The 11,853-nt window shown below is 66.9% G+C and carries 8 protein-coding genes, 1 other RNA gene and 1 pseudogene; 5 read left to right on the top strand and 5 right to left on the bottom strand.

What is annotated here, in order from left to right; all coding sequences use genetic code 11:
* Positions 1-8 precede the first annotated feature (8 nt).
* Entirely contained in the window at positions 9-455 is a 447-nt protein-coding gene (mraZ, locus tag H3005_RS13725; protein WP_025876601.1) for a division/cell wall cluster transcriptional repressor MraZ, read from the bottom strand.
* A gap of 324 nt (positions 456-779) precedes the next feature.
* On the opposite strand from mraZ, the pseudogene H3005_RS13720 reads away from it, so the two are divergent.
* Positions 780-1,555, top strand: a pseudogene (locus H3005_RS13720) (NRDE family protein).
* Positions 1,556-1,871: 316 nt separating this feature from the next.
* Positions 1,872-2,351 (top strand): DM13 domain-containing protein, encoded by a 480-nt coding sequence (locus tag H3005_RS13715; RefSeq protein ID WP_100551559.1) that lies wholly within the window; start codon positions 1,872-1,874, stop codon positions 2,349-2,351.
* 78 nt (positions 2,352-2,429) lie between these two features.
* On the opposite strand, the gene rnpB is transcribed toward H3005_RS13715, so the two are convergent.
* From rnpB to rsmI, 3 genes are all read right to left on the bottom strand, one after another.
* Positions 2,430-2,781: RNase P RNA component class A (gene rnpB, locus H3005_RS13710), an RNA gene on the bottom strand.
* Between the two features lie 115 nt (positions 2,782-2,896).
* Entirely contained in the window at positions 2,897-3,664 is a 768-nt protein-coding gene (locus H3005_RS13705; protein ID WP_165780959.1) for a PDZ domain-containing protein, read from the bottom strand.
* Between the two features lie 163 nt (positions 3,665-3,827).
* Entirely contained in the window at positions 3,828-4,646 is an 819-nt protein-coding gene (rsmI, locus tag H3005_RS13700; RefSeq protein WP_100551557.1) for a 16S rRNA (cytidine(1402)-2'-O)-methyltransferase, read from the bottom strand.
* Between the two features lie 81 nt (positions 4,647-4,727).
* Between rsmI and H3005_RS13695 the strand changes: the two genes are divergently transcribed.
* From H3005_RS13695 to H3005_RS13685, 3 genes are all read left to right on the top strand, one after another.
* Positions 4,728-6,449 (top strand): penicillin-binding protein activator, encoded by a 1,722-nt coding sequence (locus H3005_RS13695; protein ID WP_100551556.1) that lies wholly within the window; start codon positions 4,728-4,730, stop codon positions 6,447-6,449.
* Positions 6,415-6,807, top strand: coding sequence for a YraN family protein (locus H3005_RS13690; RefSeq protein WP_100551555.1), 393 nt, complete (start codon positions 6,415-6,417; stop codon positions 6,805-6,807). The genes H3005_RS13695 and H3005_RS13690 overlap by 35 nt, the downstream gene beginning before the upstream one ends.
* Positions 6,808-6,931: 124 nt before the next feature.
* Positions 6,932-8,317, top strand: coding sequence for an FAD-linked oxidase C-terminal domain-containing protein (locus tag H3005_RS13685; protein WP_100551554.1), 1,386 nt, complete (start codon positions 6,932-6,934; stop codon positions 8,315-8,317).
* A gap of 207 nt (positions 8,318-8,524) precedes the next feature.
* Here H3005_RS13685 and H3005_RS13680 read toward each other — a convergent pair whose 3' ends face one another.
* On the bottom strand, positions 8,525-11,779 hold the full coding sequence (locus tag H3005_RS13680) for an autotransporter outer membrane beta-barrel domain-containing protein (RefSeq protein WP_100551553.1): 3,255 nt from the start codon (positions 11,777-11,779) through the stop codon (positions 8,525-8,527).
* Positions 11,780-11,853 lie beyond the last annotated feature (74 nt).

Here is an 11,853-nt window from a genome sequence, read left to right as displayed (position 1 = left end):
ACCCCGGCTCACAACTTCAGGTCGAGCAACCCATCACCCAGATCCTCATCAGACAACGTCTGCTGGATCAGGGCCCGATGCGCCTGCTCGCTCCACAATTCGAATTTGTCGCCCATACCGAGCAATACCGCCTTCTTCTCAATGCCCACCGCACCGCGGTGGCTGGCGGGAATGCTGATGCGACCGTTGCCGTCCAGCTCCAGGTGGGCGGCTGAACCGACCAGCTTCTGCTGCAGCAGACGTACGACGCGCTGTGTGTTGGGTTTGGACATGACGTCGTCGCGTACCCGCTCCCATTCCGACTCGGCATACAGCCACAGGCAGCCCGATTCGAAGGGGTTGTAGGTCAACACGAGACGGTTGTTGCTGACGCGCGCAACGAGGTCGCGGTGAGCGGTGGGAACCGCCATGCGTCCTTTGTCGTCAACTGTGATGGCCGTCTCGCCCTGGAACACGACGCCTGCACCTTATCCTTCGCCCGGTGAAACATTGAACCACGAAAATCCACAAAACACCCGGATTTCCCTCTGATGCCCACCTTAGCAGCGGCCAAAGGGTTGTCAACAACTTTTCAGCAGGGAAATCGCCAGCCGCATCAATGGCTTGCGCCAATGTTTAGAGAGTTGTTCAAGGTTTATCCACAAGTTGCTGATCCGTCTCAATTTTTGAGATTGAACGGAAGTTCAGGGGTGTGGAGGGCGCGTGAAACATGGCCTGCGCATTCATCCAGAACGGGCCGAAAGCGACGCCACTCTGCGCAAACCGGGCACAATGGCCCCATGTGCCTGCTTGCTCTTGGCTGGCTGCACCACCCGCGCTGGCGGTTGGTCATGGCCGGCAACCGTGATGAGTTCCACGCCCGCCCGACTGCGGCCCTGGCCCCCTGGCAGGATGAGACGTCCGTCATCGGCGGGCGCGACCTGCGCTCCGGCGGCGGCTGGGCCGGCGTCGGTGCCGGCGGCAGGATGGCGGTGGTGACCAACGTCCGCGATCCGCAGGCTGCCCAGACCGGGCCGTCACGTGGTGCGCTGGTAGCCGACTACCTGCGTGGCCGCGATCCGGCGGGTACGCATATAGAACGTCTGGCCGGAATCTCCGCTGCCTACGCACCGTTCAACCTGCTGCTGGCCGATGGCCACAGCCTGGAATACCTGGGCAACCACCCGGCCGAGCGACAGACGCTTGGCCCGGGCGTACATGGCATGTCCAATGGCGCCATCGACGCGCCCTGGCCGAAGACCCGGCGGTTGATGGACGCCCTTTCCGCTTGGCTGGAACAGGACGGGGTCAGATCCCGTTCCCAAGGGGAAAGGGATCTGACCCCACTGTGGAACGCCCTGGCCGACGAACATCGCCCGGCCGACAGCGACCTGCCCGATACCGGCATCGGCATGGAGCGCGAACGCTGGCTCAGCCCGCCTTCATCCGTGGCGACGATTACGGCACCCGCGCCAGCACCGTGCTGCTGATTGACGCGAACGGCCACGGCGAAATCCATGAACGCCGCTTTGGACCGCAAGGCGTACCCAGCGGACAGAGTCACGTCATTTTCTGACCCGGTAGTGCCGGCCGCTGGCCGGCAACCTCTGCACCTACGGGCAGGTCACGTGCCTGCCGGCCAGCGGCCGGCACTACCAGCGCCCCGCGTGTCGTGTTCTCCATCAAATGGGCCGTCGACGGGACAGACCAAACGCGTCATTCAGCTTCAGGGCGCGACCAATACCCGCCTCTGCCACAAGGGCTACAGCACCACAGACACCCCGCTGTGCCCTTTTCGCCTTCGGCACTGTGTCTATAAATGTCGCCCCCAGCCTCCCAAGGTGGTCCTGCCCGGCGCCATGCCGCGCGATCCACACCCACAAGGAGGCCCCATGCGCCGCATCCTCATCCTGCTCGCCACCCACGCACTCACCCTCGGCCTTGGCTTCGGCCTGGGCGTGTATTTCCTGCCCATCCTGATCGCCCCCGACGATCCGCCGGTCGAGCAGGTACAGACCGCGATGGCCGACGCTACTTACCGCACCACCTTCCGCCGCGACCTCAAAGGCAGTGACGCGGTGCATTGGGCCGATGGCAAGGTCAGCGTCAGCGCCCGCCAGGTCGCCTTCGACGGCAAGATGGGCCCGGGCCCGGACTACAAGGTCTACCTGGTCCGCGACTTCGTCGACAACAAGGCCGACTTCCTGAAGATCAAGGACAAGGCCCAGCGCATCGGCGAGGTCAAGACCTTCAACCGCTTCCTGGTGGATGTGCCGGCCGATGTGGACGTGGATGAGTTCACCACCGTGGTGGTGTGGTGCGAGCGCTTCTCGCAGTTCATTTCCGCCGGGCAGTACCGGAAGCCGGGCTGAGGCCGGCAGGTGATTCCGGGTGCCGGCCAGCGGCCGGCACTACCTGGTAGATCCACGCCATGCGTGGATGGAATGAAGGGGCGGAGCCGGCCGATAAGCCGGGTTCTGTCGTGGACAGTCATTCCTCTAGGCGTTACGTCGCCGCAACGCTCAAGCAACCTACCCGGATCCAACGCGGGCCGCGCCAATGGATCCCTATTTGGTCTTGCTCCAGGTGGGGTTTGCCGTACCGGTCTGTTGCCAGACTCGCGGTGCGCTCTTACCGCACCATTTCACCCTTACCGGCCTTCCGAAGAAGACGTAGGCGGTATCTTTCTGTTGCACTTTCCGTCGGCTTGCGCCGCCCAGGCGTTACCTGGCACCTTGCCCTATGGAGCCCGGACTTTCCTCGGCACCCCCGAAGGGATGACGCGACTGTCTGGCCGACTCCGCCGCGCGCATTCTACCGCACGTGGACCTGCCCTGCCGGGTTGATTACGGCGCGCGGTTCATCCATCCCGGCAGTAGAGCCACGCCATGCGTGGCTGCACAGGCCACCTGCAGGCTTAACGCGCCTGCGCAGGCGTCAGCAACGCCGCCCGTGATTCCAGCACCAGCGCGATCTCCAGCGCCTGCGACGAGGCACCGGTTGCCAGATCCAGCACCGTGCGGCGCACCTTCAGCTGTACGCGGTCACCAGGCGCATATGCGCGAAGGACCTGTTCGATGCCGTAGGTCGTCGCCACGGCGGTGCCCTGCACCGACAGCACCACGTCATTGGCGCGCAGGCCGGCCCGCTCGGCGTTGCTGCCGCTGAGCACGTGATTGACCAGCGTTCCTCCCGCCATTCCCAGCCCCAACGCCGGACGCAAGGCGTCGGCGCGATCATCGACGGCGCCGTTGGCAGAGCGCGACATCTCGGTGTGGGCGAGCAGGCGCCCCTCCAGCCGTTCATCGAAATGCGGCGCCTGCAAGGCAAAGGCGCCACATTCCAGCACGCCACGCAGCGGCGGTTGTTTGTAGCTGCCGTGCAGCGCTCGACGCAACTGCGTCCACTGGCGCGCACTGACATACCTGTGCTGGTCGGCCGCCATCTGCTGGTAGGCCTGCTCGATCTCTTCGCGCGCGGCGGGATCCACCTGCGGGCAGCCCTCGGCCAGGTCTACTGCTTCGCGCGCCGCGGTGTAGATGACCATCGCGTGGTTGCCTTCCACATACGGCCCCTGCTGCAGCTGCACCAGGCCAGGATCGAACAGCGCATAGCCGGTGAAGCCAGGCCCCAGCTCGGAGGGGCGGATCTCCTCGCCCGCCCACGCGTGGGCGGAAACCGCCATGGCCAACACCAGTGAAAATCCTTTTGCCGACATCATTTTCGTCCTTGTCTGCGGTTTCTTCATCCACGCATGGCGTGGATCTACCGTGCACGCGCAATGGGGTGGATCCCGCCGCACCGCAGTAGAGCCACGCCATGCGTGGCTGCGATTCACCCAACCTCGATCAACTGCCGTACAACGCCTTGCGCGGTGCACCGGTCAACTCGGCGGCCAGCTTGGCCGCGGTCGACGGCGGCAGGTGCTCGCTCAGCTTGGCGTAGACCTGGCGGCCGTGCGCCAGCTGCGCCTCGGCATCATCACCAGCGCCCTGCACCATCACCACGAACTCGCCCTTGCGCTGGTTGTCGTCCGCTTCCACCTGCGCCAGCAGCCCGGCCAGGTCGCCGTCCAGCACGGTCTCGAACAGCTTGGTCAGCTCACGCGCCAGCACGGCCGGGCGCTCGCCGCCAAAGATCGCCGCCATGTCGGCCAGGGATTCGGTGATGCGGTGCGAGGATTCGTAGAACACCATCGTGCGCACTTCGCCGGCCAGCCCCTGCAGGCGGTCGCGGCGGCCGCTGGCCTTGGCCGGCAGGAAGCCCTCGAACGTAAAGCGGTCGCTGGGCAGTCCGGCCACGCTCAACGCGGCAATGGCGGCGCAGGCGCCGGGAATCGGGCTGACCTTGATGCCGGCCGCGCGCGCCGCGCGCACCAGGCGGAAGCCCGGATCGCTGACCAGCGGGGTGCCGGCATCGCTGACCAGCGCCAGCGACTCGCCGGCCTGCAGGCGTGCCACCAGGCGCTGGGCCAGGGCCTCTTCGTTGTGCTCGTGCAGGGCCACCAGCGGCTGCTGGATGCCGAAATGGGACAGCAGCTGGCCGCTGCGGCGGGTGTCCTCGGCGCAGATGGCCGCCACCGAACGCAGCACTTCCTGCGCGCGCGGGCTCAGATCGGCCAGGTTGCCGATCGGCGTGGCGACGACATACAGGGTTGGGACACTCATTTCAGCGGTACTCACGGGGCAAGGGTAGAATCCTAGCGTGTACCTGGCCAAGGCCGCTGCCCTCATCGCATGGACCCGATCATGAACAAGCCCGCCGCACGCATCTCTGCCCTGTCGCTGTCGTTGATGCTGCTGGCCGGTTGTGCCACCACCAGCCTCGTCAGCGCGCCCGAATCGCCGGCCCAGAGCCAGGCGTTGGCGCTGATCGAACAAGGCAAGCCGCGCGACGCCGCCCTGCAACTGGAAGCGCTGGCCGCCACCCTGCGTGGTGGTGCCCGCAGCAACGCCCTGGCCGATGCGGCCTGGGCCTGGCATCTGGCCGGTGACAGCGCCCGCGCGCGCAGCCTGCTGGGCCAGGTGACCGCCCGCCAGGTGAACGGCGCCAGCCTGCAGCGCTACCAGCTGGCCAGTGCCGAACTGGCGCTGGCCGACAAGCAGCCGGCGCAGGCGCTGGCCCTGCTGAAGGATCATGGCGACAACGTGCACCCGAGCCTGCGCACGCGCTGGTTCTTGGCCCGCGCCAATGCCCTGCAGGCCACCGGCGACGCGTTCGGCGCCGCCACCGAACGCGCCCGTGCACATGCCGGTCTGGCCGGCGCTGCGCGCAGCGAGAACCAGGCGGCCATCTCCGGTCTGCTCGGCACCCTCGACGATGCCACCCTGCGCAGTCGTGCCGCTGCATTGCCGGCCAATGACCCGCTGTACAACTTCGCTGGCCGCGCGCTGATCGCCCGTGGCCTGCCGCTGCCGCGCCCGTTCGATCGCGATGGCGCCGCCCAGTTCGACACCAGCAAGCGCCCGCCGGCGATGAGCGATGGCTACCGCCCGCCGGCCAAGCTGGCCGTGCTGCTGCCGCTCAGCGGCCGCCTGGCCACGGCCGCGCAGCCAGTGCGCGATGGCCTGCTCAGCGCGTACTACGGCGAAACCCGTCGTCGTCCGGAGGTCAACTTCTTCGACACCGCCGGTACCCCGGCCGGTGCGCTGGCCGCGTATGACAAGGCCGTGGCGTCCGGCGCCGACTTCGTGGTCGGCCCGCTCGGCCGCGACGAGGTGGATGCCGTGTATGGCCGCCAGCAGCTGCCGGTACCGGTGCTGGGCCTGAACCGCGGCAAGGATGCGCCGCCGGCCGGCAGTGCCGGTTTCTCGCTGGCGCCGGAAGACGACGGCATCGTCGCCGCCGAATACATGCGTGGCCGCGAGCGCAGCAAGGCGCTGGTGATCAACAGCAGCGACGACACCGGCCGCCGCGCCGCTGCCGCATTCGCACAGCGCTTTGCCCAGCGTGGCGGCAGCGTCGCCGCCACCATTGCTGTCAGCGAAACGGTGGGTGATGTCAGCGCGCAGGTGCGCAACGCCGGCGCCGTCGATGCCGTGTTCCTGGCCGTACGTGCACCGCAGGCCCGCCTGCTGGCGCCGCAGCTGGCGCTGGCCGGTGCCGGTGGTGCCACCCGCGTGGGCACGTCGCAGCTGACCACCGGCAGCGGCAAGGTCGAAGAAGACGTGGCGCTGGACGGCATCATCTACCCGAACGAAGCCTGGAACGTGCGCAGCGTGTCCGGCGTGCCGTCCGCTGCCCAGGTCGCTCAGACCCTGCCCAGTGCGCGCGGCGCGGCCAGCCGACTGTTCGCCTTCGGCGCCGATGCCTGGAAGATCAGTTCCTACCTGGACAAGCTGGCCACCGAAGGCGGCCTGGACGGCGCCACCGGCACGCTGTACCTGGACAGCAACGGCAACATCCTGCGCCAGCCGGCATGGTCGACCTTCAGCGGTGGCCGGCCGATGCCGATCGCCGGTGGTCGCTGAGCACCTGCAACGTGGCTCGGCGGTGGAAACCGCCGCCGAGCAGCATCTGCAGCAGGCCGGCTTGCAGCCGCGCGCACGCAACGTGCGTTATCGCGGCGGTGAACTGGATCTGGTGATGGATGACGCCGGCACCGTGGTCTTCGTGGAAGTGCGCTACCGCGCACGACAGGACTTCGGTGGCGGCGCGGCCTCGGTCGATCCACGCAAATGCCGACGGCTGGTGCATGCCGCACAGCTGTACCTGCAGGAACATCCCGCCGTGGCCAATGCGCCCTGCCGCTTTGATGTGGTTGAAGCTACCGGTGATCCGCCGCAGCTGCATTGGCTGCGGGATGCGTTCCGGCTGGATGACTACTGATGCCTTCCATCATCACCCACGCGGTGGTGCCCCGCTTTGGTAGAGGCCGACCTTGGTCGGCGCCGTTATGCCAACCAAGGTTGGCATCTACCAACTGATTCCCTGCTGCCCCACGAGATCCGTCATGAGTACTGCCCTGCCCGCCGCATTGGTTGCCGAACTGTCCGCCCTGCTGGGTGCCGGTGGCTGGCGCATGGATGACGGCGCACTGGAAGCGAACGCGCAGGACAACTCCTGGCGCCACCAGCGCCCGGCAGCCGTGGCACTGCCGGCAGATGTCGAACAGGTGCAGGCGCTGGTGCGCGCCTGCCGTACGCATGGCGTGGCACTGGTCGCACGTGGAGCCGGCACCGGCACCACCGGTGCGGCGGTGCCATTGCCCGGCAGCATCGTGCTGTCGTTCACCCGCATGGACCGCATCCTCGAGATCCGCGCCGGTGACCGCTGCGCGGTGGTGCAGCCAGGCGTACTCAATGGAACGCTGCAGCAGGCGCTGGCGCCGCACGGCCTGTTCTGGGCGCCCGATCCTTCCAGCGCGGAGATCTGCAGCATCGGCGGCAACCTCGCCTGCAATGCCGGCGGCCCGCGCGCGGTGAAGTACGGCACCAGCCGCGACAACGTGCTGGGCCTGGTGGCGGTGACCGGTACCGGTGAGGTGATCCGCTGCGGCGGCGCCTACACCAAGGACGCCACCGGTTACGACCTCACCCACCTGCTGGTAGGCAGCGAAGGCACGCTGGCACTGATCGTGGAAGCGACGCTGAAGCTGACCCCGCTGCCGGTCAGCCAGGCTGGCCTGCGCGTGCTGTACCGCGATGCCGATGCGGCCGCCGCTGCAGTGTCGCGGCTGATGTCGCAACCCGTGGTTCCGACTCGATTGGAATTCATGGACGCACGCAGCCTGCAGCTGTTGCGCCTCAACGGTGCCGACGTGCCGGAAGCCGGTGCGATGCTGCTGGTCGAGGCCGATGGCGACCACGACACTCTGCCCTACCTGCTGCAGGCACTGGCCAACGCCGCCGAGGGCGACGGCATGATCGAGCTGGACGTGGCGATGGAAGGCCGTGCGCGCGATCAGTTGTGGGCCGCACGCAAGGCGCTGTCGCCCGCGCTGCGCAGCGTCGCCCCGGGCAAGATCAACGAAGACGTGGTGGTACCGGTGTCGCGCATTCCGGAACTCGTATCCGGCGTGCAGGCATTGGCGCGCGAGTACACGCTCACCATCGTCACCTTCGGCCATGCCGGCAACGGCAACCTACACGTCAACATCCTCTACCACCCGGACGACGCCGACGAGAACGCACGCGCACATGCGGCGCTGCCGAAGATCTTCGAACTGACGCTGGCATTGGGTGGCACGTTGTCGGGCGAACACGGGATTGGCCTGGCCAAGCGCGATTTCATGGCCCAAGCATTTACCCCGGCGACGCTGGCGGCGATGCGCGCGATCAAGCACGCGCTGGACCCGGATGGGATTCTCAACCCGGGCAAGGTGCTGCCGCCGGTGTGACACCCGCCGGGCATGGCCCGGCGCTACCGGGGCGCGCACCTGTAGAGCCGAGCCCATGCTCGGCTGCTCTCCGTTCAGATCACGATGCACCCGCGCTTCGCGCGGTGAGCCGAGCATGGGCTCGGCTCTACAGAAGTCCGTGTGCAGGAGTGGTTGGGGTCAGAGCCCATTGCCTTCGCAATGGGATCCGACCCCGGCATTCGCCGCTTACCAGGCCACGCGCATACCCACCTGACCACCCACGTTGCGGTAGCCATGGTCACCGTGCTGCACGGTCATTCCGCCCCACACGCCCCAGCGCTGGCCCAGCTTCAGCTCGGCACCGGCCTGCACTTCATAGCGATTGCGCGGCACATCCGCACCCAGCGTCTGTCCATTGAAATCCAACGTACTGGTGCCGCTGCTGTGCAACCAGTTCACGCCCAGATAGGGCTGCACCACGTTGCCGTCCACCGTGCTTCGGCCGAACACGCGCACACCCAGGCGGCTGCTCAGACCGCCTGCATCACTGCCATCGACCACCGTTCCGTTGCTTTCCACGTGACGGCCGGCCCGGAAATCCAGGTAGGACAGCTGCAGCTGCGGCTGCAGGTACAGCGCTGACGATGCCCCCTGCCACGCGTTGATGGTATAGCCACTTTCCAGCGACGCACTGGTCATGCGCGCGTCGTAATTCTCGCGCTCCAGCCCGACACCGTGCACGCGGTTGTCGAAACGCCCCACCTGCACGTTGGCATCCACGTACGCCCCCTCTTCCCCGCCGCCGTTCTGCAGCCAGGTGCCGTACACGCCCACAGCGTTGCCGCGCACGCGGCCCTTGGCGCCATAGCCGGTCAGCTGCGAAACCACGCTGCTGTCGGCGCGACCACTGCCCAGCATCACACCGAACACCACGTCACCGCGACGCAGCAGGTCACTGCCGATCTGCAGCACCGACGTCGAACCATCCACGCTCAGCTGCCCGCCCACCGCGCTGAAGTCAGCCTGCTGGCGGCCCACGCGGGCCCAGGCATTCCGCCCGTCGCCACTGTTCAGTGCACCGGTCCGATCGCTCAGGCGATGGGCGAACATGTTCACCGCCGCCGACTGGTTGGCCAGGTAAGCGCCAGCCTCCGGGCGCAACACCGGCGGTGGCCGGATCGGATCGACCGGACCGATGCCCTCCCCACCTTCACCGCCTTCACCCGGATCAGGCCCCGGGCCCGGGCCCGGATCAACCGCACAGCCCGGCGCCGCCGGGTCGTCCTCGCAGACATCGAACCACTGCGAGCGCAGGTACCAGTGGCCATCGTTCGGATCGGTCATGCCGCCCTGGAACAGGAAGTACTCATACGAACCACCCACGGCACGCCCGGTCAGCGTGTAGCTTGCCAGCGATGCACCCTCCACCTCGATGAGCTGGATGCCATCCACAGTGGGCGCGCCCACACCACCGATGTTGTTCACCGCAATCAAGGCATCACCGGAAGTATCGCCACGCACATGCAGGTGGTCGATGGCCGAATCATCACCAGCCAGCGCACCCTGGAACAGGAACAGCGCGCCCTCACTGTGCAGATCACCGTCCACGGTAAGCGTATTGAAGCGGCCGCTGCCATCGGACAACGCCACCACGCTGTCGCGCGCCTGCAGCTCGCCCACGGTGGCGTCACCGGTCAACGTCCACTGGCTGCCGCCTTCCAGCGCCAGGGTCTGCACCAGATCGGACGTACCCGCCCACAAGGAACCGTCGGCCAACCGCACATGCACGTCCGACTGCGGTACCAGACCCGCATCCTCGTCTGCCGGGGTGATGACGATGTCGCCCAACAGCTGCGAACGTCCCTCCAACGCCACATCGAAGCGCCCGGCCACGGCAGCATCCAATGCCAGGCCAATGCCGTTGCCGCCCGATACCACCGCGCCGTTGCTCAAGGTCAGGCCCGGATCGCGGCTGCTGCGCAGCCACACGCCGCCATGCCGGGCGCTGACCAGCGAGCCTCCGTCGATGGTCATGCGGCCGTTGTCGTTGATCACTGCGGCCCAGGCACCTTCACCTTCGGTACGCACATGGGTGCCGACCAGCCCCAAGGTGCCGCTGCCACCGGCCAGCACACCATGCGCACCGGCTCCCTGGGTCAGCACCTGACTTTCCAACAGTTCAAGCGAGCCCCCGTTGCGGGCAAGAGCGCCAACAGCGTTCGCACCGGAAGTCGCGATGCGGGATTCGGCGGCCTGGATCCGTGGGCGGCTGCCAAAACCGGCGAACTCCGAATACAGGCCATGGCTTGACACGCCTCCGGTCTGCACATCGACACTCTGCAGTGTCACCTCGCCCGCCCGGTTATCGATCCCCACTGCTCGGTCACCCTCGGTACGGATCGTACTGTTGGTCATGTCCAGGGTGGACGACTGGTAGATCTGGATGCCGGCTGCGGCGTTGCCCGTGCTGTGCAGGATGGAGTCCTGCACGTTCACTACGTTGCCCATGCCGTTGATGTCCAACGCCACCCCACTGGACATCACCGTGCTCCCGACCAGATCCAGGCGGCTCCGCTCGTGCAGGAGGATGCCGTTGGTTCCCTGCACCTGCACGTTTTCCACACGCGCCTGCCCCTCGTTGAGGCTCACCGCTGTACTGCCCGCACCCAGCGCGGTGATCGATCCGCCGGTCATGACAATCTCGCCACCACCTGACAGGCCAAAGGAATTGTCGCCCTGCATGAGGATATCGACGTTGTTCAACGTGGCTTGACTGCCCGCGTGGACGATCACGCCAAAGCCGTTGCGCTCGTTCACCACCCGGGTGTCACGCAGCTCCAGCGTGCCGCCCAGCGTCGCCAGTGCGGTCGTGGCGCCGGCGGCGCGAGTGGTCAAGGTTGCCGATTCAACATGCACGATGCTGCGTGCACCACTGGCCACTGCAGCATGTGCGTTGGCACCTTCGGCAACCACGGTCCCGCCGAGCAGATTGATGTAACCGCCACTGCTGGCGGTCAGACCATGCGCACCTTGCCCACGGGTGATGATGTCGCCCGCGCTTACGCCCGCGACTCCAGCGTCGGCCTCGATACCGTGGCTGTTCACACCTTGGGTATCGATGCGTACGTTCTCAGCACGCAACTGTGCGCGATCCTGCACCGAAATGCCTGCAGCACCATCACCCACTGTGACGATTTCCGCATACCCCATCAGGTCGACAGTAGTTCCGCTGTTCTCCAACCGGACGGCCGCGGCACCCGCACCTTCGGAGCGCAGCGAAATGGCATCCATCGCTTCGATGCGGCCACCATTGAGCGCATGGAAGACATAACCGGCCGGGTCACCAGGCAGGACCGGATCGGTGGTGTGGTACTCGCCAGCGGGCGGCTGCTGCAGGTCGCCGTCGGCCACCACCTGTTGCGCAAGCACGGTTGGCGAAGCAATAAGGGCACCTGCCAGGGCAGTAGCCAAGCGGTGGCGATGAAGAGGTGCGGTATGCATGGGGGGCTCCTGAGCGGGGGGCACAGGCTCCCGCCTTGCGGTACCGCACACCATCGAATTGCTTGCAATCGCAC

This window comes from Stenotrophomonas sp. Br8 (assembly GCF_014763005.1).
Taxonomy (GTDB): domain Bacteria; phylum Pseudomonadota; class Gammaproteobacteria; order Xanthomonadales; family Xanthomonadaceae; genus Stenotrophomonas; species Stenotrophomonas lactitubi.
The sequence above is the reverse complement of the archived record's forward strand: the minus strand, read 5'-3'. Positions and strand labels throughout refer to the sequence as shown.